Annotated in this window: 19 protein-coding genes and 1 tRNA gene; 13 read left to right on the forward strand and 7 right to left on the reverse strand. The window is 38.5% G+C overall.

What is annotated here, in order from left to right; all coding sequences use genetic code 11:
• Positions 1-14: 14 nt before the first annotated feature.
• Positions 15-1,850, reverse strand: coding sequence for a YadA-like family protein (locus tag HMPREF3279_RS01665; protein WP_070867866.1), 1,836 nt, complete (start codon positions 1,848-1,850; stop codon positions 15-17).
• Positions 1,851-2,276: 426 nt separating this feature from the next.
• On the opposite strand from HMPREF3279_RS01665, the gene mukF reads away from it, so the two are divergent.
• The 13 genes from mukF to metE all read left to right on the forward strand — a co-directional run bounded on the left by mukF (position 2,277) and on the right by metE (position 18,054).
• On the forward strand, positions 2,277-3,611 hold the full coding sequence (gene mukF, locus HMPREF3279_RS01670; protein WP_070867867.1) for a chromosome partition protein MukF: 1,335 nt from the start codon (positions 2,277-2,279) through the stop codon (positions 3,609-3,611).
• A gap of 46 nt (positions 3,612-3,657) precedes the next feature.
• Positions 3,658-4,410 carry a chromosome partition protein MukE gene (gene mukE / locus HMPREF3279_RS01675; RefSeq protein WP_070867868.1) on the forward strand — a complete coding sequence of 251 codons (753 nt, stop codon included), beginning with the start codon at positions 3,658-3,660 and terminating at the stop codon, positions 4,408-4,410.
• Positions 4,410-8,927: a chromosome partition protein MukB gene (mukB, locus tag HMPREF3279_RS01680; protein WP_070867869.1), complete on the forward strand. Its 4,518-nt coding sequence runs from the start codon at positions 4,410-4,412 to the stop codon at positions 8,925-8,927. The genes mukE and mukB overlap by 1 nt, the downstream gene beginning before the upstream one ends.
• 69 nt (positions 8,928-8,996) lie before the next feature.
• Positions 8,997-9,869: a DMT family transporter gene (locus HMPREF3279_RS01685; protein ID WP_070867870.1), complete on the forward strand. Its 873-nt coding sequence runs from the start codon at positions 8,997-8,999 to the stop codon at positions 9,867-9,869.
• A 2-nt stretch (positions 9,870-9,871) separates the two neighbouring features.
• A complete protein-coding gene (gene sbcB / locus HMPREF3279_RS01690; protein ID WP_070867871.1) occupies positions 9,872-11,293 on the forward strand; it encodes an exodeoxyribonuclease I in 1,422 nt (473 codons plus the stop codon).
• A gap of 771 nt (positions 11,294-12,064) precedes the next feature.
• Positions 12,065-12,550 carry a non-heme ferritin gene (gene ftnA, locus HMPREF3279_RS01695; RefSeq protein WP_005696115.1) on the forward strand — a complete coding sequence of 162 codons (486 nt, stop codon included), beginning with the start codon at positions 12,065-12,067 and terminating at the stop codon, positions 12,548-12,550.
• A gap of 20 nt (positions 12,551-12,570) precedes the next feature.
• Positions 12,571-13,071 (forward strand): non-heme ferritin, encoded by a 501-nt coding sequence (gene ftnA / locus HMPREF3279_RS01700; RefSeq protein WP_005696114.1) that lies wholly within the window; start codon positions 12,571-12,573, stop codon positions 13,069-13,071.
• A 194-nt stretch (positions 13,072-13,265) separates the two neighbouring features.
• A tRNA-Leu gene (locus HMPREF3279_RS01705) sits at positions 13,266-13,351 on the forward strand.
• Between the two features lie 60 nt (positions 13,352-13,411).
• Complete coding sequence (gene ttcA / locus HMPREF3279_RS01710; RefSeq protein ID WP_070867872.1) at positions 13,412-14,341, forward strand: tRNA 2-thiocytidine(32) synthetase TtcA; 930 nt, start codon at positions 13,412-13,414, stop codon at positions 14,339-14,341.
• 1 nt (position 14,342) lies between these two features.
• Complete coding sequence (locus HMPREF3279_RS01715; RefSeq protein ID WP_070867873.1) at positions 14,343-14,672, forward strand: TusE/DsrC/DsvC family sulfur relay protein; 330 nt, start codon at positions 14,343-14,345, stop codon at positions 14,670-14,672.
• A gap of 200 nt (positions 14,673-14,872) precedes the next feature.
• The gene (locus HMPREF3279_RS01720) at positions 14,873-15,082 is read left to right on the forward strand and encodes a TOBE domain-containing protein (RefSeq protein ID WP_005696093.1); all 210 of its coding nucleotides are present in this window, start codon (positions 14,873-14,875) and stop codon (positions 15,080-15,082) included.
• Positions 15,083-15,332: 250 nt separating this feature from the next.
• Complete coding sequence (locus HMPREF3279_RS01725; protein ID WP_005699501.1) at positions 15,333-15,593, forward strand: SemiSWEET family transporter; 261 nt, start codon at positions 15,333-15,335, stop codon at positions 15,591-15,593.
• Positions 15,594-15,780: 187 nt separating this feature from the next.
• Entirely contained in the window at positions 15,781-18,054 is a 2,274-nt protein-coding gene (gene metE, locus HMPREF3279_RS01730) for a 5-methyltetrahydropteroyltriglutamate--homocysteine S-methyltransferase (protein ID WP_070867874.1), read from the forward strand.
• An 86-nt stretch (positions 18,055-18,140) separates the two neighbouring features.
• On the opposite strand, the gene cdd is transcribed toward metE, so the two are convergent.
• The 6 genes from cdd to HMPREF3279_RS01760 form a co-directional block, all read right to left on the reverse strand.
• Positions 18,141-19,016: a cytidine deaminase gene (gene cdd, locus HMPREF3279_RS01735; RefSeq protein WP_070867875.1), complete on the reverse strand. Its 876-nt coding sequence runs from the start codon at positions 19,014-19,016 to the stop codon at positions 18,141-18,143.
• An 84-nt stretch (positions 19,017-19,100) separates the two neighbouring features.
• On the reverse strand, positions 19,101-19,649 hold the full coding sequence (locus HMPREF3279_RS01740) for an RNA 2'-phosphotransferase (RefSeq protein ID WP_070867876.1): 549 nt from the start codon (positions 19,647-19,649) through the stop codon (positions 19,101-19,103).
• 1 nt (position 19,650) lies between these two features.
• Positions 19,651-20,037 carry an SMI1/KNR4 family protein gene (locus tag HMPREF3279_RS01745; protein WP_070867877.1) on the reverse strand — a complete coding sequence of 129 codons (387 nt, stop codon included), beginning with the start codon at positions 20,035-20,037 and terminating at the stop codon, positions 19,651-19,653.
• Between the two features lie 139 nt (positions 20,038-20,176).
• Positions 20,177-20,989 (reverse strand): ABC transporter ATP-binding protein, encoded by an 813-nt coding sequence (locus tag HMPREF3279_RS01750; protein ID WP_049358059.1) that lies wholly within the window; start codon positions 20,987-20,989, stop codon positions 20,177-20,179.
• A 1-nt stretch (position 20,990) separates the two neighbouring features.
• A complete protein-coding gene (locus HMPREF3279_RS01755) occupies positions 20,991-22,967 on the reverse strand; it encodes a dipeptide/oligopeptide/nickel ABC transporter permease/ATP-binding protein (RefSeq protein WP_070867878.1) in 1,977 nt (658 codons plus the stop codon).
• Complete coding sequence (locus tag HMPREF3279_RS01760; protein ID WP_014065363.1) at positions 22,967-23,920, reverse strand: ABC transporter permease; 954 nt, start codon at positions 23,918-23,920, stop codon at positions 22,967-22,969. The genes HMPREF3279_RS01755 and HMPREF3279_RS01760 overlap by 1 nt, the downstream gene beginning before the upstream one ends.
• Between the last annotated feature and the right edge of the window lie 4 nt (positions 23,921-23,924).

Here is a 23,924-nt window from a genome sequence, read left to right on the forward strand (position 1 = left end):
AAGTTTAAGTCAGATTACCATTCGTAACCAACACCCGCCCCCACAGTAAATTGACCGCGAGTATCTGCAGCACCGTTCACGTTGGTTGACCAGTGACCGTTATCAGAGTTACGAGATGCTTTAATTGCAATTGCACTTTCACCACGGTGATGAGCTACGCCGGTTGATACCATGCTCTTACCATCTTTACGTGCAGATGGAGCAGAAGCGATAGCTGCAACGCCTGCAATGCCTGCGCGAGATTTACGGTCAACATCATTAACTTTCTTATTTAAAGTATTAATTGCTTTAGTATTGTTAGCGATGTTTTGAGTGTTGGTAGCAATATTTTTAGTATTGTTAGCCACATCATGTTTCACTTTATTTAATTGTGAAACATTAACCGCATCGTTATCATTTTCACCATTTGCAACGTTGATAACTTTTTTGTTACCTGCATTAATTCCATTTTGATCAATTTTGATATTGGAATTATTAATGGTATAAGAATTTGCTTTGATGTCTTTTTTGGTACTAACAGTATAAGTTTTAACTTGGTTAGCATCATCGTGAGTTTCTTCTACATCGATGTTATCACCAGCTTTTACTTTTACGTCAGATGTACGCATACGAATATTATCAATATGCGTTTTGTTTTTACCGACTTGGTCTGCAATCATATAAAGTTGAGAACCGTTGATAGCGTCGGTAGAAGTAGCAGAAATTTCACCTGCACCTACATTAATAATTTGGCGTGTATGTGGCGTAATGGTTACTGTACGTCCTGGGGTTGAGTGATCTGGTGGGGTGTAAGTTTCAGTTTTGTCTGAACCAACAGAAACAACAGCTACAGGCGTGTTACCTGCAAAACCACTATATGTAATACCGTTAACTGTTGCAGTATTTTCTTGTGTTGCTGAACGTGTAATAGTGCCAGAGCCTAAGGCAACAGAGTTATCATCTTTTGCATAAGAGTCTTTGGATAAGGCTACGCTTTTTTCGCCTTTAGCATTAGCTGAATCGCCTAGTGCAGTAGACCATTTACCTGTAGATGTTGCTGATGCACCAATAGCAACAGCAGAGCCGCCTGTAACAGTTGAATCGTTACCAATCGCTACAGCTGAATCGCCAGAGGCTACAGAACCAGTACCTACAGCCAATGAGCTTGTACCACTAGCATTTGCTTGTGAACCATAAGCATTACTATTTTGACCACTTGCTTTTGCTGCTTGACCAATTGCAACAGTTTCGTTTGCTAATGCACTAGCAGCAGTACCAATTGCAGTTGCATTAGCTGAGCTTGCAGTTGCACCGAAGCCAATTACAGTTGCATTTGAAGTTGATGTGTCTGTAATTTTATTATCATTACCAGCAACAAAAACGTTTTTGCCAACGACTTCATTATTTAAACCAAATACGCTTGCTTTATTTGTGTTTTTATCCACAACAACATCTTTTTCTGGTGTGCCGATTACACGCTGAGCTCCTACTTTATTATGTGCACCATATCCAAGAGAATGATCGGCATAAACTTTGTTATCATCACCAACACTTTGGGTAAAATGACCATATGCATCATTCCCATCACCAATCGCATTTGCTTGTTCACCTTTCACCACATTTTGATTACCGATGGCAGAACTTGAACCTTGGCTTTCTTCAGCTTCAGCAGCAGGAATAGAATAGATTTGGTTTTGCTGACCAATAGCTGTATGTCCAGGACCTTTAACGTTAGTCGCTTCTATTGTTTTGTTTGCATTAACAGCGTCTTGTGTCGTGATATTCAGAATGTTTCCATCAGCAGCATTCGCTACAGCAAAATTCACCCCAATAATTAATGCCGTGATAGCATTAAATTTAAAATTTTTCATAATGTCCTCGCTTGAGTTTCTTCTTTAATTACATAAATGTGATAAAAGAATTTCATTAGAGCAGTGTAAATATACATAAATACTATAATAGGACGCATTGAAGAATGGATTAACTATATGATTTGTAATGTCTTATTAGAGATTGCAAATGTCATTTTTCTCTATTCAGTAAACGATTGCGTACCTAGGCAACGATTATAGATAGGTTTTTTTGTATAGAAAAGTAAATGAGCATGGTTATTTTGTAAAGAATTGTAAATTCTGTCTGAATATTGTTCGATTATTAGAAAATATATTTCCTTATTTAAGTTAAGGATATTTTAAATTTAAAAAGTGCGGTCAATTTGCAAGAAGATTTTCAAGATTGAGAAAAAATCCTGTATAATCTCAGAAATTTTTTATTCAATTTTAAGCTTTTGTAACCGAATGATCGAAACCTCACAAACTATTCCTGAACTCGTCTCATGGGCGAAAGATCGGGAATTTTCGTTAAATCTGCCGACAGAGCGCTTGGTGTTTTTGCTGGCAATCGCCATCTATAACAACGAACGTTTGGACGGTGAGATGCTAGAAGCCGATTTAGTGGATATTTTCCGCCATACAGCCAATGCTTTTGACCAATCAACGGATGCGATTGCCACCCGTGCCAATAATGCTATCAATGAATTGGTGAAACAGCGTTTTCTTAACCGTTTCAGCAGTGAATTTACCGAAGGCCTTTCCATTTATCGTCTCACCCCATTAGGTGTTGGCGTATCAGATTATTATATTCGTCAGCGTGAATTTTCTGCATTGCGTCTTTCTGTACAGCTCTCTATTGTGGCTGATGAAATTCAGCGTGCATCCGATGCGGCAGAAGAAGGTGTAGCAAAAGGGGAGAATGAGCACTTTTGGCGTCGTAATGTATTTGCACCATTAAAATACTCAGTAGCAGAGATTTTCGATAGCATTGATTTATCACAACGTGTGATGGATGAAAATCAGCAAAGCATTAAGGAAGAAATTGCGAATTTACTTACCAAAGATTGGCAGGCAGCAATTTCTAGCTGTGAACGTTTATTAGATGAAACCTCAGGCAATTTACGTGAGTTACAAGACACCTTAAATGCAGCAGGTGATAAGTTACAGGCACAATTATTACGTATTCAAGATTGTGTGATAGGCCATGATGAGCTCTACTTTATTGAACAATTAATTACTGATTTGCAATCCAAGCTCGACCGCATTATTAGCTGGGGACAACAAGCCATTGATTTATGGATTGGTTATGACCGTCACGTGCATAAATTTATCCGTACCGCCATTGATATGGATAAAAACCGCGTATTCTCACAACGCTTACGTAACTCTATTCACAGTTATTTCGATCATCCTTGGTTCTTGTGGACTGCTCAAGCGGAACGTTTAGTCGATTTGCGTGATGAAGAAATGGTATTACGTGAAGATGATGCATTGGGTGAATTACCTGAAGAATTGCAATATGAATCTTTGGCCGATTTACATGATCAAATCGTAGAGCATATGCAAGGCTTATTAATTCAATATCGTGAAAATAATCGTCCAATTGATTTAAGTTTGGTCTTAAAAGAACAATTAGAAGCTTATCCGCTTTCACGTCATTTTGATGTAGCACGTATTATTGTGGATCAAGCAGTGCGTTTAGGTATGGCAAATGATGATTTAGCCGGTATTTATCCACAATGGCAGGAAATTAATGATTACGGCGCAGAAGTACAAGCGCATGTGATTGATAAGTATTAATTTCGTGGCTTACCTAAAAACGAATTCATAAAATGAGAAATTAACCATGACAGATATTCAAGATGTAATTTCCCCAAAATTGGCAAATGCCATTGCTAACCCTATTTTCCCGACAGTGGACAGCTTATTGCGTTCAGGTCGCCATATCAGCACGGATCAATTAGATAATCATGCTTTTTTAATGGATTTCCAAAATGAGTTGGATGGTTTTTATCGTCGTTACAACGTGGAATTAATTCGTGCACCAGAAGGCTTTTTCTATTTACGTCCGAAAGCGACGACCTTAATTGCCCGTTCAGTGCTTTCCGAATTAGAAATGTTGGTAGGAAAAGTGCTTTGCTATTTGTATTTAAGCCCAGAACGTTTGGCGCAGCAAGGTATCTTCAGTACACAAGAAGTCTATGACGAATTACTCAACTTAGCGGATGAAGGCAAGTTGCTGAAAGCCGTCAATCAACGTTCCAGCGGCTCGGATTTGGATAAACAAAAATTAGCTGAAAAAGTGCGTGCAGCGATCGGTCGTTTACGCCGTTTAGGCATGATTCATACCGTGGGTGAACAGCATAGCGGTAAATTTACTATTTCTGAATCAGTCTTCCGTTTTGGGGCCGAAGTGCGTTCTGGTGATGATCCACTAGAAGCGCAAGCTCGCTTAATTCGTGATGGGGAAGCCGCAACACCGCAATCTCTCGAATTGGAAAAACAAGCCAAGGTAGCAAGCAATGCTGATGACCTTGATGATGAAGAAAGTGCGGTCGAAATTGATGAAGAATTTGATGATGCAGGAGAACAAGAATAATGTCTGATGTATTAGAACTTGAAAACGAAATCTATCAAGACGAACCTGAGCAATCAACCGAACAGGTTGAAGAAGAATTTATTGCTCCTGTATTAAACAAACACAATGGGGTAGAACGGGGTAAATTCCGTTCACTCACCTTAATTAACTGGAATGGTTTCTTTGCCCGTACCTTTGATTTAGATGAATTGGTGACCACACTTTCAGGTGGTAATGGTGCCGGTAAATCTACAACTATGGCGGGTTTTGTCACAGCATTAATTCCAGACTTAACCTTGTTGCATTTCCGTAATACCACAGAAGCAGGCTCAACAGGTGGCTCTCGTGATAAAGGTTTGCACGGTAAATTACGTCCAGGTGTGTGTTATGCAGTATTAGATACCATCAATTCCCGTCATCAACGAATTCTCGTGGGGGTGCGTCTGCAACAAATTGCTGGTCGAGATAAAAAAGTGGATTTAAAAACCTTCTCGATTCAAGGGGTAGAATTATCCTTAAATCCGACCGCACTTTTCACTGAAACAGTTGGAGAACGTCAAGCGCGCGTACTCAATTTAAATGAATTAAAAGACAAAATTGAAAATCTTGGTGCGCAATTTAAACAATATCATTCCATCACCGATTATCACGGCATGATGTTTGATTTAGGTATTATTCCAAAACGCTTACGTAGTGCCTCAGACCGTAGCAAATTCTATAAATTAATCGAAGCTTCTTTATACGGTGGTATTTCCAGCGCCATTACCCGTTCTTTACGTGATTATTTATTGCCGGAAAACCTTGGTGTCCGTAAAGCCTTCCAAGATATGGAAAGCGCATTACGTGAAAACCGCATGACCCTTGAGGCAATCAAAGTTACCCAATCTGACCGTGATTTATTTAAACATTTAATCACTGAAACTACGAATTATGTGGCATCAGATTATATGCGTAATGCCAATGAACGCCGTGGCAATATCGAAGCGGCTCTAGGTTTCCGTCGTGATTGGTATAAAGCAAAAGCTGAGCAAGAGTTATCACAACATCGCCTAATTGATTTAAGCCGTGAAGCGGCAGAATTAGCAGAAAATGAACGGACTTTAGAGGTAGATCACCAAAGTGCGGTTGACCACTTGAACTTGGTGTTAAATGCATTACGCCATCAAGAAAAAGTATCGCGCTATCAAGAAGACGTAGCTGAGCTTACAGAAAAATTAGAAGAACAAAAAATGGTTGTGGAAACTGCAACCGAACAGCTTGAAGAAAGCCAAGCACAATTTGAGCAAACTGAACTTGAAATTGACCAAGTACGTGCGCAACTTGCGGATTATCAACAAGCATTAGATGCTCAACAAACCCGTGCATTGCAATATCAACAAGCGATTGCCGCGCTTGAAAAAGCGAAAACCTTATGTGGTTTAGCGGATTTAAGCGTGAAAAATGCGGAAGATTACCATGCGGAATTTGCGGCCCATGCAGAAAGTCTTACCGAGCAAGTGCTTGAGTTAGAGCATAAGATGTCAATTTCTGAAGCGGCTAAATCACAATTTGATAAAGCCTATCAGTTGGTATGCAAAATTGCTGGCGATATGCCACGTTCAAGTGCTTGGGAAAGTGCTAAAGAATTATTGCGTGAATATCCAACACAAAAAATTCAGGCACAACAAACTCCTCAATTACGCGCAAAATTACATGAATTAGAGCAGCGCTATGCTCAACAACAAAGTGCGGTTAAATTATTGTCTGATTTTAATCAACGTGCTGATTTATCTTTAGAAACCGCTGATGAACTTGAAGCATACCACGCAGAACAAGAAGAACTCATTGAAAGTTTGAATGAAGAACTTTCAGAGCAAGTAGAAAACCGTTCAACCTTGCGTCAAAAACGTGAAAGTTTGACCGCACTTTACGAAGAAAATGCTCGTAAAGCACCGGCTTGGTTAACTGCTCAAGCCGCTTTAGAACGCTTACAAGAGCAAAGTGGTGAAACCTTTGAACATAGCCAAGATGTGATGCATTTTATGCAATCACAATTGGTGAAAGAACGTGAACTGACTATTCAACGTGACAATTTAGAAAAACAACGTCAACAATTAGACGAGCAAATTTCTCGTCTAAGCCAACCAGATGGTTCTGAAGACGCTCGCTTAAATGTGCTTGCAGAACGTTTTGGCGGTGTGTTGCTTTCTGAATTATATGATGATGTTCCAATTGAAGATGCACCTTATTTCTCGGCTCTTTATGGCCCTGCTCGTCATGCTATTGTTGTGCGTGATCTCAACACGGTACGTGAACAATTAGCCAATTTAGAAGACTGTCCAGACGATTTATATTTAATCGAAGGTGATCCAAATGCCTTTGATGACAGCGTACTTTCAGCTCAAGAGCTTGAAATGGGCGTTGTGGTGCAAGTGTCTGATCGTGAATTGCGTTATTCAAAATTCCCGCAAATTCCATTATTCGGCCGTGCTGCACGTGAAAAACATTTAGAAGAATTACAAGCTAAACGTGATGAAATTGCGGAAGAATACGCACAAATTGCCTTTGATGTACAAAAATGTCAACGTTTACACGAACACTTTAGTCAATTTGTTGGCTTACATCTAGCGCTTGCGTTCCAACCAAACCCAGAAGAGGTGATGGCGGAAATTAATCAAGAACGCAATGAAATTGATCGTGAGCTCAATCAATTCTCAAGCAGTGAACAACAAATTCGCATTAAATTGGATAATGCCAAAGAAAAAATGCAATTGTTGAATAAGTTAATGCCACAGCTTAACTTACTTGCTGATGAAGAATTACTTGATCGCATTGAAGAATGCCGTGAACAATTAGACATTGCAGAACAAGATGAAAGCTTTATTCGTCAACATGGCGTTGCGTTGTCACAATTAGAGCCGATTGCCAATACCTTACAAAGTGACCCAGAAAACTATGAGCGCTTAAAAGCTGATTTAACTCAAGCCGTTGAACGTCAAAAACAAGTACAACAACGTGTATTTGCTTTAGCGGATGTGGTGCAACGTAAAAATCACTTTAGTTATGAAGATGCAGGTCAAGCAGAAACATCAGAGCTTAATGAGCAACTTCGTCAACGCTTGGAACAATTACAAACACAGCGTGATACTCAACGTGAACAATTGCGTCAAAAACAAAGTCAATTTGCACAATACAACCAAGTATTTATTCAATTGCAAAGTTCTTATGACAGTAAAAATCAATTGTTAAAAGAATTAATTGCTGAGATTGGTGAATTGGGCGTGCGTGCTGATGAAGGGGCAGAGGAACGTGCAAGAAATCGCCGTGATGAGTTGTATCAACAACTTTCAACCAGCCGTCAACGTCGTTCTTATGTCGAAAAACAATTAACACTTATTGAAAGTGAAGCGGAGAACTTAAATAAACGTATTCGCAAAGCAGAACGTGATTACAAAACGCAACGTGAATTAGTTGTGGCTGCGAAAGTCAGCTGGTGCGTGGTTCTCCGTTTATCTCGTAATTCCGATGTGGAAAAACGACTCAATCGTCGTGAGTTAGCTTATTTATCTGCTGATGATTTACGTTCAATGTCGGATAAAGCCTTAGGTGCATTACGTACAGCGGTGGCTGATAATGAATATCTCCGCGATGCATTGCGTATTTCTGAAGACAGCCGTAAACCGGAAAATAAAGTTCGTTTCTTCATTGCTGTGTATCAACATCTTCGTGAACGTATTCGTCAGGATATTATTAAAACGGATGATCCGATTGATGCAATTGAGCAAATGGAAATTGAGCTTAATCGCTTAACAGAAGAATTGACTGGCCGTGAGAAAAAATTGGCGATCAGTTCTGAAAGTGTGGCGAATATTATGCGTAAAACCATTCAACGTGAGCAAAACCGTATTCGTATGTTGAACCAAGGTCTACAAAACATTGCCTTCGGTCAGGTAAAATCGGTACGTTTAGTGGTCAATATTCGCGATACACATGCGATGTTACTTGATGCGCTATCAGGTAAACAGGAAGAATATCAAGATTTATTCAGTGATAATCGTATTACCTTCTCTGAAGCCATTGCGAAACTTTATCAACGCATTAACCCGCATATTGATATGGGGCAACGCACAGCACAAACTATCGGTGAAGAATTATTGGATTACCGTAATTACCTCGAACTAGAGGTTGAAGTTTTCCGTGGGGCTGATGGTTGGTTACGTGCTGAAAGTGGTGCATTATCGACCGGTGAAGCGATCGGTACAGGTATGTCTATCTTATTAATGGTTGTACAAAGCTGGGAAGAGGAAAGCCGCCGTATTCGCGGCAAAGACATCGTACCGTGCCGCTTACTATTCTTGGATGAAGCAGCGCGTTTGGATGGTAAATCCATTTCCACCTTGTTCGAACTTTGCGAACGTTTGGATATGCAATTACTCATTGCTGCGCCAGAGAATATCAGCCCTGAAAAAGGGACAACCTATAAACTGGTGCGTAAAATCGCCGGCAACCAAGAACAAGTTCATGTGGTTGGTTTGCGTGGCTTTGGCGCAATAGAGTAATTTTTTAAAGCGGTCAAAGTAATTGGCCGCTTTTTTCATTGTTATTTTTATGAGAATTTAGGACGAATTATGCATAACCTTATTTTAGCCATTCTATGTAGTGTTGCCGTATCGGTATTACTCAAAGTTGCGCGCAAGAAAAACATCATTATTGAACAAGCCATTGCGTTTAACTATATTGTCGCCATTTCATTAAGCTATTTCTTACTCAAACCTGATTTCAAAGGATTAGAATTTACTGAATATCTAGCACAAAGTGATAGCACACCTATTTTCCTAGCGTTAGGTATTTTATTACCAACCGTATTTATCATTATGTCTAAAGCGGTTGAATTTGCGGGCATCGTGCGTTCAGATGCAGCACAACGCTTATCGTTATTTCTACCGATTGTTGCCTCTTTTATTATCTTCCATGAAACATTAAGTCAGCCCAAAATTGTTGGCATTATTTTGGCATTCATCGGCTTATTCTGTATTTTGAACAAATCGAATGAAAAAAGTGCGGTCCCTTTTAAAGGGATTTTAGGCTTAATTGGTGTCTGGTTTGGTTATGGCACCATTGATATTTTATTCAAACAAGTAGCCAAAAGCGGGGGAGCATTCCCAACCACATTATTCATCGCTTTCTCATTAGCCGCTTGTGTCATGTTCCTATATTTATTCCTAAAACGCACTCAATGGACTGTACCAAGCTTTATTGGAGGAATCATTTTAGGTGTGCTGAATTTCTTCAATATCCTGTTTTACATTAAAGCGCACCAAAGTTTTGGACAAAATCCGACCTTAGTTTTTGCGGGAATGAATATTGGTGTTATTTGTTTAGGCACCATCACCGGCGCATTTTTCTTTAAAGAAAAAATCAGCAAAATGAACTGGTTTGGTGTTCTTGTCAGCCTTTCAGCAATTTTCTGTTTATATTATTTAGATAAAATTTTGGCTTAATTATGGCAACAGATTTTAGTTTTTTTATCTACGATTACGAAAGCTTTGGTATCAATCCAGCAAGTGATCGTCCTGCTCAATTTGCCGGTATTCGTACCGATGCAAATTTCAATATCATTGGTGAGCCTATTATGTTGTATTGCAAGCAAACCAATGATTATTTGCCCGCCCCAGAAGCTGTAATGGTTACAAGAATCACGCCACAAGAATGTAATGAAAAGGGGATTCCGGAACCTGAATTTGCTGCAAAAATTCTAGCTGAGTTTTCACAACCCAATACCTGTGTGATGGGGTACAACAACATTCGCTATGACGATGAAATGACTCGTTATACCTTTTACCGCAATTTCATTGATCCCTATGAATATAGCTGGAAAAATGGCAATTCTCGTTGGGATTTACTGGATTTAGTGCGCGCCTGTTATGCTTTGCGTCCTGAGGGAATTAATTGGGCCTATGACGATGATGGCATGCCAAGCTTTCGCTTAGAAAAGCTAACCAAAGCAAATGGCATTGAGCATGAAAATGCCCATGATGCGATGGCGGATGTTTATGCAACCATCGCCATGGCTAAATTAATCAAAGAAAAGCAGCCTAAATTATTTCAATTCTTCTTTGAGCATAGAGGTAAAAAGGAAATTGAGAAACTGATCGACACCGCTGAAATGACACCATTAGTGCACGTTTCGGGCATGCTAGGGAATTATCGTGGTAATTGTGCTTGGGTAGCACCATTAGCATGGCATCCAACTAATCAAAATGCCGTAATCGTCTGTGATTTATCAGGTGATATTGATAATTTGCTCAGTAAAAGTGCGGTTGATTTGCGACAAGATTTATATACCAAGAAAAGCGAGCTAGAAGAAAGGGGAGTTTCATCAGTTCCATTGAAATTGGTTCATATAAATAAATGCCCAATTTTGGCGCCTGCAAAAACGTTACTGCCGGAAAATGCGGCTCGTTTAGGGATAGACAGACAACAATGCTTAGATAATTTAGCAAAATTGCGTCAATCCTTAGATATACGCGAGAAAGTTATTGAAATTTTCTCAGAAGAGCGCGAATTTGAGCCGAGTGATAATGTAGAAACGGAGCTTTATAACGGCTTCTTTAGCAATGCCGATAAAAACAATATGGCTATTTTACGTGATTTACCAGCTGAAAAATTAGCTGGACATGGTTTAGCATTTGAAGATAAACGAATTCCTGAACTGTTGTTCCATTATCGAGCAAGACATTTCTACAAAACTCTAAATCGTGCAGAACAAATCAAATGGCAAAAATATCGCCAACGTAAATTAGAACAAAGTGCGGTTAAATTTGAAGAAAGTTTACAACGATTAGCAGAGGAATATTCGGATAATCCAACCAAACTGAATTTACTACAACAGGTTTATGAATATGGTGCAAAACTGTTATCTTAACCTTATACATATCGTGACATAGTCACACAAATGCCATTCATTAAAAACGTAAATCTTAATCTCTGAGATTTACGTTTTTCTTTTTTAAATCTAATGATATTCACCTCATAAAATAACGCAGAATTCACGTAGCGTTGTCATTATTTTGACACATATAAACATCTTTATTTTTTCCTTACATAACAATTTTAGAGTGTATAAATCATTATTTAACCTTGTTACAAGGTATTGCTAATCCAGATTCCACATTGCTTGAGCAGTATTCGTGACCTGTGCATAACTTTGTGATTTTATTAATACGTAGCTTTCACTAACCTTGTAATTAATTTCGCATAATGTATATTATGTTAAATAACATATATAAATATGTCACAAATAAAAATGGATAACTATCCTACTTTCATGCATTGGTTCAACATAAGGTGATTTTGGGTTGTGGATATAAAAGAAATAAATGGATGTCTTTGAAATGGAATAATTAGAATTAGTATGAAATTTGTAGATAACGCTATGTGAATTCTGAATACAATTGCGTACATCAATTCTGCAGATTTCATTATTCTTGATCTGATAATGAGAATTTATTTTACATATACCACCTAAATGAGAATAATTAACATTGATTTCTCTTTTGTTATTAGTTACTTATGGAAATAATTTTAAAAAAATACTTGACTATTCTCATTTGTGAGATTAGAATGCACACCGATAACAAGTTAAGCAGTCTTGTTTTTATTTTTAATCTCTACTTAATAAGGAAAGGAGTTGGTTATGCTTAATAAAGCAATCGCAGATAAGTTAAATGAACAAATCAATTTAGAGTTCTACTCTTCTAATGTTTATTTACAAATGAGTTCTTGGTGTAGCAAACACGGTTACGAAGGTGCTGCAGCATTTTTACTTCGTCATGCTGATGAAGAATTAGAACATATGCAAAAATTATTCCAATATGTAAGTGAAACAAGTGGTATGCCACTTTTAGGTAAAATTGATGCACCTAAAAATGACTACAAATCACTTAAAGAAGTGTTTGAAACCACACTTGAACACGAAAAATTCATTACTTCTAAAATTAATGAATTAGTTGAAGTAACATTTGCAAACAAAGACTATTCTACTTTTAACTTCTTACAATGGTACGTTGCAGAACAACACGAAGAAGAAAAATTATTCAATAGCATTATTGATAAATTTAACTTGGTGGGTGAAGACGGTCGTTCGCTTTACTTTATCGATCGTGACTTAGCAACATTATAATTTTAAAAGGAGAATACAAAATGTTATCATCAAACGTAATCAAATTATTAAATGATCAAATGAACCTTGAGTTCTACTCTTCAAACCTTTACTTACAAATGAGCGCATGGTGCGAACAAAACGGTTTTGAAGGTGCGGCTAAATTCTTATCAGCTCACGCTGCAGAAGAAATGCAACACATGCGTAAATTATTCACTTATTTAAATGAAACTGGTGCATTAGCGGTAATCACTGCAATTGAAGCACCTGCGCATGAGTACAAATCATTAAAAGAAATCATTGAATTAACTTATGAACACGAAAAATTGATCACAAGTAAAATCAATGAATTAGTGGGTAAAACTTTTGAAGAAAAAGATTACTCTGCGTTCAATTTCTTACAATGGTATGTTGCAGAACAACACGAAGAAGAGAAATTATTCAGCGGTATTTTAGACAAATTAAATCTTCTTGGCGAAGATGGCAAAGGTTTATTCTTAATTGATAAAGATTTAGGTAATCTTGCAGGTCAAACCGCTTAATTAGATAATCATAAAGCTTAGTAGAAATACTAAGCTTTTATTTTATCTATGATTTGTGACAACGTATCAAATTATTTTAAACTTCCCTTTTATCTTTGAATACAAGTTGATGAAATTTAAAACAACCACACGTTTTTAATGAAATTTTACTTGCAACAAAGTAAGATAAACGTATAATTCAGAACAACCCAAATGCCTGGGTGGCGAAATTGGTAGACGCAGCGGATTCAAAATCCGCCGGTGAATAACCGTGTCGGTTCGAGTCCGACCCTAGGCACCACAGAATTTATAAGCTCTGAAGTTGATTCAGGGCTTTTTTATTAGCTATAAGTTAATCAATATGACAGAACAAAACCAAGATAAAAAACAGACTTATAATTTCAATAAATTGCAAAAACGTCTTCGCCGTAATGTTGGCAATGCAATTACTGATTTTGGCATGATTGAAGATGGTGATAAAGTGATGGTTTGTCTTTCTGGTGGCAAAGACAGCTATACGCTTCTCGATATTTTGTTGAATTTACAACAAAGTGCACCGATTAAATTTGATATCGTTGCCGTTAATTTAGACCAAAAACAGCCTGGTTTTCCTGAGCATGTTTTACCTGAATATCTGCAAAGTATTGGTGTGGATTATAAAATTGTTGAAGAAAATACTTATAGCATCGTAAAAGAGAAAATCCCAGAAGGCAAAACAACGTGCTCTCTCTGCTCTCGCCTACGCCGTGGTATTTTATATCGAACAGCAACCGAACTTGGCGCAACAAAAATTGCACTTGGACACCATCGTGATGATATGTTGGCTACTCTGTTTCTGAATATGTTCTACGGTGGAAAATTAAAATCGATGCCACCAAAATTAATTTCAGATGACGGCAAGCAAATTGTGATTCGTCCATTGGCTTATTGTAAAGAAAAAGATATTGAAAAGTATGCCGTAGCCAAAGAATTCCCAATTATCCCTTGTAATTTATGTGGTTCTCAACCTAATTTACAACGTCAAGTAGTGAAAGAAATGCTGAATACTTGGGACCGTCAATATCCTGGACGTTTAGAAACCATGTTTAGTGCGATGCAAAACATTACGTTGTCACACTTATGTGACCCAAAACTCTTCGATTTCAAAGGTATTAAGCACGGTCAAGCACTTTATGGTATTGAAGGAGATACCGCATTTGATGAAGAGCGTATCGAACCAATGAAATTTGATGATGAAGATGCGTCTGACTATTCCGATAATGAAATGATCAGCTTTAAAGAAGTGAATTAATATGATTACCGTACAAGGAAAACAAATCGAAACCGATGCCTCTGGCTATTTACTTAATATTGCTGATTGGAATGAAGAGGTGGCAAAACACATCGCTCAGCTAGAAGGTGTGGAACTGACCGACGCTCACTGGGAAGTGATTCATTTTGTGCGTGGTTTCTATCAAGAATATAACACCTCCCCTGCGATTCGCATGCTGGTAAAAGCCATGTCAGAAAAGTTAGGTGCCGATAAAGGTAATAGCCGCTATTTGCAACGACTCTTCCCTGACGGACCAGCTAAGCAAGCAACTAAATTGGCTGGTCTGCCAAAACCAGCTAAATGCTTATAGAATAATGTAACCGCGCGATAAAGTGCGGTTATTTTTTTACTTAAATTCTAGCTAAATGGATTAATTACGATTATGCGTTAAGCAAAGAAAATGCTGAGCAAATCTTAAAAGGGTTATCACCTATTAAGTAGTATTTTCAATTTATATATTTATCTATATAATACCCACTCTTTTTTAACTTAAACATAAGGAAATGCTAAATGAAAATTAGTGCAAGAAACCAACTTAAAGGTACTGTAAAATCAATCGAAACTGGTTCTGTGAATGCTATCGTACACATTGATATCGGTAACGGTAACATTATTTCTTCTACCATCTCTATCGATGCAGTAAAAGAATTAGGTTTAGCTGTTGGTAAAGAAGCATATGCGATTATCAAAGCAACTTCTGTAATGGTTGGTGTTGAATAATCTCAACTGAACTGTTCAGAATTCTATATAACCGCGCTTTAAAGTGCGGTTATTTTTTGTCTTTTTTCTCTCTAATCTCTTTATTCCTCTCCTGATAAAATGAATTTTATCCTTAACTAAAATGAAACGATCTTTGCTCTATTTTGCTTTTTGTTGACTTTTAATTAATTATTTTGCATAATATTCAAATATTATCAATTTTTAGTTAATAATCTAATTTCGGATTATTCTGTTAAACTTAGGAGAGCAAATGACAAACCAACGTTTTATTACTATTTTAGGCTATGTCGCAACATTTACTTCAGTTTGTATGTATGTGTCTTACTTGCAACAAATTGGTCTAAATTTATCTGGTCAAAAAGGTGGTTGGTTACAACCTTTTGCCACGATGATTAACTGTAGTTTATGGGTGGCTTACGGCTTACTAAAAGAAAAACGAGATCTACCTATTTCATTAGCCAATGCACCAGGTGTGATTTTAGGCTTAATTACTTTCGTCACTGCCTTATAACACTATAAAACCTCATACAAAAAAGACCGCACTTTTAGAAATTTTAAAGTGCGGCTTTTTTATTTATTAATTTAATTCATTTAAAACCTGAAAATTATGAGATTGTCTAATTCTAAATTCTATTGCATTCTATAAATGAACAGACGTTTAGACGTCTAAACCAAACAAAACAATAGAAGGATTCATTATGACAACATTTCATTTAGCAGGATTTCCGCGTGTAGGCGCAAAACGTGAACTTAAATTTGCTCAAGAGCGTTATTGGCGTGGCGAAATTGCAGAAGCGGATTTATTAGATATCGCAAAAAGATTACGTGAACTAAACTGGCAACACCAAGCCAAGGCAAATGCTGATTTTGTCGCGGTGTCTGATTTCACACTTTACGATCATATTTTAGATTTACAAGTGGCAACAGGTGCGATTCCTGCACGCTTTGGTTTCAATAGCCAAAACTTAACGCTCGATCAATATTTCCAATTGGCGCGTGGTAACAAAACACAATTTGCGATTGAAATGACAAAATGGTTCGATACCAACTATCACTATCTTGTACCAGAATTCCATAAAGAGACACAATTTAAAGCCAATCCCGAACATTATGTGACACAAATCCGTGAAGCTAAAGCACTTGGGTATCAAGTTAAACCAACAATTGTTGGGCCACTCACTTTCCTTTGGTTAGGTAAAGAAAAAGGTGCGGCATTTAATCGCTTTGATTTATTAGCAAAACTCGTACCAGTTTATGTTGAAATTTTAAATGCGTTAGCTGCAGAAGGCGTAGAATATATTCAAATTGATGAACCCGCTCTCACCTTAGATTTACCGACAGAATGGATTGCCGCTTATAAAGCGGTTTACGCTACGTTTGCTGAACAAGTGAAAGCGAAATTATTGCTTGCGACTTATTTTGGTTCTGTGGCAGAACATGTTGATTTGTTAAAAGCCTTACCAGTAGCCGGTTTACATATTGATTTAGTACGTGCACCAGAACAACTTGCAGCCTTTGCAGATTACGACAAAATCTTATCTGTGGGTATCATTGATGCTCGTAATATTTGGCGTGCAAACTTAAATCAAGTGTTAGATGTGGTTGAACCATTAAAAGCAAAATTGGGTGATCGTTTATGGATTGCGCCAAGCTGCTCTCTCCTTCATACACCTTATGATTTAGAAGTTGAAACGCAACTACAAGCCAATAAGCCTGAGCTTTATCAATGGTTGGCTTTCACGCTACAAAAAATTCAAGAATTACGTGTTATTAAGACTGCACTAGAGCAAGGCCGTGAAGCGGTTCAAGCAGAATTAAATGCTTCTCAAACTGCTGCGGACACACGTAAAAACTCGGGTGAAATTCACCGCACTTGTGTCGCAGAACGATTAGCAAATCTACCAAAAAATGCTGACCAACGTAAATCGCCATTTGCGGAACGCATTAAATTACAAAATGCGTGGTTAAATTTACCACTTCTGCCAACGACGAATATTGGTTCTTTCCCACAAACAACAGCCATTCGTCATGCACGTGCCGCCTTCAAAAAAGGCGAACTTAGCTTAGCGGATTACGAAGCTGCAATGAAAAAAGAAATTGAATTTGTTGTACGTGAGCAAGAAAAATTAGACTTGGATGTATTGGTACATGGCGAAGCAGAACGTAACGACATGGTGGAATATTTCGGCGAATTACTCGATGGTTTTGCTTTCACAAAATTCGGTTGGGTACAAAGTTATGGTTCACGTTGTGTGAAACCGCCTGTGATTTACGGTGATGTTACTCGTCCAGAACCAATGACGGTACGTTGGTCAGAATATGCCCAAAGCCTAACAAATAAAGTGATGAAAGGCATGCTGACTGGTCCGGTCACGATCTTACAATGGTCTTTCGTGCGTAACGATATTTCTCGTGAAACGGTCTGTAAACAAATTGCAGTAGCGCTTTCTGATGAAGTATTAGATTTAGAAAAAGCAGGCATCAAAGTGATTCAAATTGATGAGCCGGCTATTCGTGAAGGTTTACCGTTAAAACGTGCAGATTGGGATGCTTATTTGAAATGGGCGGGCGAAGCCTTCCGTTTAAGCTCAATGGGTTGCCAAGATGATACCCAAATTCATACGCACATGTGTTATTCCGAATTTAACGATATTCTACCGGCTATTGCGGCCTTAGATGCGGATGTCATTACTATCGAAACCTCGCGTTCTGACATGGAATTACTCACCGCATTTGGTGATTTCAAATACCCGAATGATATTGGCCCGGGTGTATATGATATTCATAGCCCTCGAGTACCTGCAGCAGAAGAAATTGAACATCTTCTTCGCAAAGCATTACAAGTGGTACCGAAAGAACGTTTATGGGTAAATCCAGACTGTGGTTTAAAAACGCGCGGTTGGCCAGAAACGATTGCAGCATTAAAAGTGATGGTTGATGTCACGAAAAAATTACGTGCTGAATTAGCATAAAATCAGTAAAAAGAAAGGCGAACATGAGAAATTATCTCTGTTCGCCTTTTCTTTTAGTTCAAAAACTAATTCATTTTTGACCGCACTTACAGGCTAATATATTCCAATTTCACCTTGCAGAGACTCTTTAATAACTGCTCTGCCATCTTACGATGACTTAAACGCAATGGTTTCTCTGCAAATACTACACGCTCAATTTTCGATACATCCAGTTGATTTAAATAAGCAAAATTAATCGCTGTTTGCATAGCGGGTAAGCTTGGATTAAATGCCGCATTTTCTGCATATCGACCACAAATCATTTCACCATTTTTAAATAAAATGCCGACACCGTGAGGGCTTTTAGAATAAGGTGAATGTGCTCGGTTTGCCCCTAAAATCGCTTTATTTGCCACTTCATCTTCCGTCGTTAATGTGAAACCTTGTTCTTCTTTGTTTAATAGAAGCAAATCAACACCTAAATCTTTCGGGCCAAAGCTATCAGGTAAATATTGAGGAAGTGGATTATTTTGGCTATGTGGCAAATGGATTTTCAAATCATCCGCTTGATAAAGCTCATTCATAAATTGACGGCAGTGACCGCAAGGCGTGTAATTCACCACGATATCCGTGATGCGAGGTTCATTGCGTAACCATGCATGGCTAATCGCACTTTGTTCAGCATGGATGGTTTGAGCCATGCTACTCCCCTGAAATTCTTGATTCGCCCCGAAGTAAAAATTACCACTTTCACCAATCGCAATCGCGCCAACATGAAATGCTGAAATGGGTGTATGGCTATAACAAGCTGCTACAGGCAAAAGTGCCAAGCCTAATTGAACAGGCGTAAGCTTAAATTCATCACAAATTGACCGCACTTTTTCAGCCGGTAAAAAACCTTTCCATTCTTGTTCTTCTAATGCAGAAAGAATTGCATTTGAAAGTGGTGAATCGGCTAATGCTTGTTGAATTTTTTGTTGCATGTTAAATCTCCTTATTTTTATATGCCCATTCTACGCTATTTGGTGAAACTTCACCGCAAAAATGATCACATAATGCAAATATGCTTAATCATTAATTATTTTTATAAACTCAGGCGAAATGTAATCTGATAACCAGACTTTTTCATTACCAATATAAAATTTGATACCCTTAGATTGAGCTAATTCTGTATCAATTTTTAGAAGAATTGTCTCCCCTTTTTTTCTATTTCCAACCAATGTTGCGGTCTCAACATCCTCAGATAAATGTACATATTGACGAGACATCGGCTTCAATCCATTTAATTTAATATCATCTAAATAATTTATACTTGTCCCATGGTATAAATACTTTGGTGGATAACCAATTTCTTTAGAAATTTTCATTGGAATTGAATGCCCGTAGAAAGCTCTTATTTTTCCATTTTTAATCTCATGCCTTTTCTTTTCCGATAAGTCGATCATTTTAACTAAATCGTCTTCGGTTAACGTATTCCATTTTTCATCACTATTTCTAAATGATGAAATTAATTGTTCGACAGAAACCCAACCTTCAGAATCCAATTCTAGTTCATATTCCCATGGGGCATGACGAAGTGCATAGGAAACCTCTTTACTTAAATTTAAATAGTCCATTTTAATACTCTTTTGCACTTTTGATTTCTTCCGCTAACCACTCATCAAAATCCTTACATTCATATTTATTGTCTTTATTACCAAGATCATGAACATAAACTCTCGGATTTCCAGAGTAATCCGTCAATTTGAAACAAGCTGCCCAATCACCGTCTCTAGCGAATGATATTAAATCAGCTACACCTGTCAGTTTTTCTATTGCTTTGCTATAAAGATAAACACTGTCCTCTATCTCTGAATTCTCATAATCAGGATCTTCAAACCACCAAGGAAAATATTCCAATTCATTTATCTTTTCCATATTACTCGATAAATCAATATAAGACTGAGGAAACTTAAAGTTTTCAGGTAATTGTTCTTTGGGATATAAATTAAATTTAGTTTGCATAATGGCTCCACAATTACAATTCATCTGTAAAGATAAGTAATCTTTTATCTAAGTTTTCAAGTCTATGCAAGAAAAATCATAAAAAAATAACCGCACTTTAAAAGTGCGGTCATAAATTAAGATATTTTATTTACTCGTTTTATAATAATGATGGAGCCACTCCAAGTAATTTTCTTGTGTAATCCACTGTTGGGTGGTTGAAAATATCTTCAGTGCTACCCGTTTCCAAAATTTGACCGCCGTACATCACGACAATGCGATCAGATACTTGGCGTACGGTTTGGATATCGTGAGAGATAAACACCATGGCAAGATTGAGTTCTTTTTTCAAATCCGCCAATAAGTTTAACACTTGAGCACGAACGGATACGTCTAATGCAGAAGTCGGCTCATCTGCCACAATCAGTTTTGGATTCAGCGCTAAAGCACGTGCAATTGCCACACGTTGTTTTTGCCCGCCCGATAAACGAGTTGGTTCAACTTGTGCCGCAGAACGTGGTAAGCCGACGCGAGAAAGTAAGTCATACACGCGTTTCTCCCGTTCATGGGGTTGTAACACATTGTGAATATCCATTGGGTCACGCAAAATATCCAACACTTTCATACGAGGATTCAGTGCGGTTGCTGGGTCTTGGAAAATCACCGACACTTGGCGACCGAATTGTTTTCTTGCTTCTGAGCTGCCATATTGCATTTGTAAACCGTTGAATTTCACTAAACCAGATGTCGGTTTAAGCAGTCCAATGATTACGTTGGCTAAGGTAGATTTTCCGCAGCCAGATTCCCCAACTAAACCAATGGTTTCCCCTGCTTTGATGCCAAGACTCACATTGTTCACCGCAGTGAATTTTTTACGTCCAAACAAGGAACCGTCGCGAGAAGGAAATTGCACCACGATATTTTCTAAATCGATGATGTTTTGTTCTTTAATAACTCTAATGCTACTGCTCATATTATGCTCCTTTCGCTTCCGTTACAGGCTTAGCTAAATGAGAAGCCCACAAGTGAGACGGCTCGCCTTCTACAGCGGTTAATACCAATTTTTGTTCCGGATTTGCATCTGGTCGCAATGAACGACTTGCAAAACGGTCACCTGTAGCAAAATCGTAAGGTGATGGTACGCTGCCCGGAATTTGATATAAACGTTTCGCACGCACTTCGGTTGAAAGTACAGAGCCCAATAAGCCACGTGTATATTCATGAGTTGGATTAGCAAGCAATAAGGATGTTGGTGCCATTTCGACCACTTGTCCCGCATACATTACCGTAATGTGGTGAGCTAATTGAGCAACTAATGCTAAATCGTGGCTGACAAACACCATTGCAAACCCTAGTTTTTCACGTAATTCATTCAATAACTTCACTACTTCAGCTTGAACGGTGACGTCTAATGCGGTTGTTGGTTCATCGGCGATTAATAATTTCGGTTCACGAGTTAATGCCATTGCAATCACCACACGTTGACGTTGGCCACCAGAAAGTTCGTGAGGATAACGATTCAACACTTTTTCAGGATCAAGATGTACCCATTCCAGCAATTTTTCTGCGGTATGGTGGCTGCCACGTTTGATGAGCTGTGCCATTTGATCTTTGATACGCATTGAAGGGTTTAATGCACTTAAAGAGTCTTGGTAAATCATCGCAATTTCAGAACCACGCAATTCACTTAGATTGTTAGCGTTAAGTAAACTGTGTTGTTTGCCACTGCGGTCGGTGAAAAGCACTTCCCCAGTGATTTTGGCTGTTTTTGGTAACAAGCCCATGATGGAGAATGCCGTAATGGATTTACCACAACCAGACTCACCTACTAACCCCATGGTTTCCCCTTCATTTACGGTGAAGCTGATGTTATCAACCAATGGAATTTCACCATAACGATTTGGGAAACGAATAGATAAGTTTTTCACTTGTAAAATCGGTTTTGCATTTGGATTTAATTGCATACGATTCGTACGGGTGATTTCTTTTTCATGTAATTTGAGTAAGTAACGTTTTAATGCAAGACCTTCAGCAAGTGCTTCTTGTACGTCGGTAGAGAGACGTTCATCCGATTTACCTTCTGGTTTTTTACCGCCTTTCAAGCGTGGGTTAACCAAGGCATCGGTAAGTCCTTCTGCCAAAATATTTAAGGCTAATACAGTTAAAAGAATCATCACACCCGCAAAGGTTGTCGCCCACCATGCACCATTTAATACGATGTTACGACCTTCAGAAAGGATGTTACCCCATGAAGGATGTGGTGGTTGTACACCTGCGCCTAAGAAAGAAAGTGAGGCTTCGAATACGATAGCATCTGCCACCATTACGGTTGCGAAGACTAAAACCGGTGCAGCGGTATTGCGTACAACGTGTTTAAGAAGAATATAAGTACGGCTACCACCAATAACGCGTTCAGCACGCACATAGTCTTCATCCCATTGTGATACCACGTTCGCACGAACCACTCGAGCAAGTTGCGGAGTATAAACCACGGCAATGGTGATGATAATGACCGGTACAGAGTTACCAAAGGTTGCTAATAACACTGCCGCTAATGCGATACCTGGGAAGGCCATTAAAATATCCATTAAGCGCATGATAATTTCATTGCCCCATTTCTCAGATGTCGCTGCCGTTGCACCTAAAATACTACCGAAAATAATGGCACAAGCTACCGCACCTAAACCGATAAATAAGGATGTTTGCGCACCGTAAACAATACGAGAGAAAATATCACGACCAAGTCGATCAGTCCCAAACCAATATTCCGCACTTGGAGCACGCATACGTGCGATCACTTCTAATGGATCATGTGTTGCGACCCAAGGGGCAAACACCGCCACTAAAGCAACGAAAACTAAGAATAATAATGAAATTTTTGATGCGGTGGAAAGTGCTCGGAATCTCGCACCGCTTGCAGCTAATCGATCTGCTAAACCTTGACGAAACATTATAGACTCCGAATTTTAGGGTTAATCAACACATAGAGAATATCAACGATAATATTCACTAAAACGAAGGTAAAGGCGATTGTTAGTACCACACCTTGTACTAAGTGCAAGTCATGGTTGACGATGCCGTTAAAGATCAATTTACCCATGCCTGGTAAGTCAAAGATTTGTTCGATAACTACCGCACCACCAAGTAAGTAACCTACACGTAAGCCTAATACAGTCACAGGTGTAATTAAGGCATTACGTAATACGTTGTGACGAATAACAGTTGCATAAGGCACACCGTTACCAATCGCCGTTCTCACATAATCTTTATCCATTTCTTCTACCATGGTTGTACGCACAACACGAATTAATGACGCACATACCGGCACCGCAAGTGCAAGAGATGGCAAAATCATGGAATTGATATACCCCATTGGGCTTTCGCTGAATGGCACAAAACCACCAGAAGGTAACCAATCTAATTCCAAAGAGAACCATTGAATAAGTAAGATACCTAACCAGAATGATGGTGTCGCAACCGCTGCAACAGAGATTAAACGAATCACTTGGTCTACCCAGCTATCACGATAAAGCGCTGCAAGCACACCTAATGAGAAAGACACTACCGCCGCAAACACCACACCAATTAGAGTAAGCTGTAACGTGATTGGGAAAGATTTCGCTAGCATGCTACTGATGGGTAATTCTGGTGGCATCGTCACACCAAAATCCAATACAAGTAAATTACCTAAGAAGCGAAAATATTGAACAAAGAGTGGATCATTTAAGCCATGTGATTCGCGGTAAAGTTGTTTTGCCGCTTCACTAGCACTTTCGCCTAATGCTACCGTTGCAGGATCACCTGGTGTGAATTGAAGCACCACAAAGACGAGTGCTGTTACACCTAGTATCATGACTGGCAAAGCCATCAATCGGCGTAACAATAATCGAAGTATCATTTCCATCTGA

The sequence above is a fragment of the Haemophilus sp. HMSC71H05 genome (assembly GCF_001838635.1).
Taxonomy (GTDB): Bacteria; Pseudomonadota; Gammaproteobacteria; order Enterobacterales; family Pasteurellaceae; genus Haemophilus_D; species Haemophilus_D parainfluenzae_R.

Coding starts and splice junctions, on each gene's coding strand:
- metE (WP_070867874.1), top strand. CDS start 15,781: ATGACAACATTTCATTTAGCAGGATTTCCGCGTGTAGGCGCAAAACGT.
- ftnA (WP_005696115.1), top strand. CDS start 12,065: ATGCTTAATAAAGCAATCGCAGATAAGTTAAATGAACAAATCAATTTA.
- mukE (WP_070867868.1), top strand. CDS start 3,658: ATGACAGATATTCAAGATGTAATTTCCCCAAAATTGGCAAATGCCATT.
- ftnA (WP_005696114.1), top strand. CDS start 12,571: ATGTTATCATCAAACGTAATCAAATTATTAAATGATCAAATGAACCTT.
- HMPREF3279_RS01755 (WP_070867878.1), bottom strand. CDS start 22,967: ATGTTTCGTCAAGGTTTAGCAGATCGATTAGCTGCAAGCGGTGCGAGA.
- HMPREF3279_RS01715 (WP_070867873.1), top strand. CDS start 14,343: ATGATTACCGTACAAGGAAAACAAATCGAAACCGATGCCTCTGGCTAT.
- HMPREF3279_RS01685 (WP_070867870.1), top strand. CDS start 8,997: ATGCATAACCTTATTTTAGCCATTCTATGTAGTGTTGCCGTATCGGTA.
- HMPREF3279_RS01720 (WP_005696093.1), top strand. CDS start 14,873: ATGAAAATTAGTGCAAGAAACCAACTTAAAGGTACTGTAAAATCAATC.
- HMPREF3279_RS01745 (WP_070867877.1), bottom strand. CDS start 20,037: ATGCAAACTAAATTTAATTTATATCCCAAAGAACAATTACCTGAAAAC.
- HMPREF3279_RS01760 (WP_014065363.1), bottom strand. CDS start 23,920: ATGGAAATGATACTTCGATTATTGTTACGCCGATTGATGGCTTTGCCA.
- cdd (WP_070867875.1), bottom strand. CDS start 19,016: ATGCAACAAAAAATTCAACAAGCATTAGCCGATTCACCACTTTCAAAT.
- HMPREF3279_RS01665 (WP_070867866.1), bottom strand. CDS start 1,850: ATGAAAAATTTTAAATTTAATGCTATCACGGCATTAATTATTGGGGTG.
- ttcA (WP_070867872.1), top strand. CDS start 13,412: ATGACAGAACAAAACCAAGATAAAAAACAGACTTATAATTTCAATAAA.
- mukF (WP_070867867.1), top strand. CDS start 2,277: ATGATCGAAACCTCACAAACTATTCCTGAACTCGTCTCATGGGCGAAA.
- HMPREF3279_RS01740 (WP_070867876.1), bottom strand. CDS start 19,649: ATGGACTATTTAAATTTAAGTAAAGAGGTTTCCTATGCACTTCGTCAT.
- HMPREF3279_RS01750 (WP_049358059.1), bottom strand. CDS start 20,989: ATGAGCAGTAGCATTAGAGTTATTAAAGAACAAAACATCATCGATTTA.
- sbcB (WP_070867871.1), top strand. CDS start 9,872: ATGGCAACAGATTTTAGTTTTTTTATCTACGATTACGAAAGCTTTGGT.
- mukB (WP_070867869.1), top strand. CDS start 4,410: ATGTCTGATGTATTAGAACTTGAAAACGAAATCTATCAAGACGAACCT.
- HMPREF3279_RS01725 (WP_005699501.1), top strand. CDS start 15,333: ATGACAAACCAACGTTTTATTACTATTTTAGGCTATGTCGCAACATTT.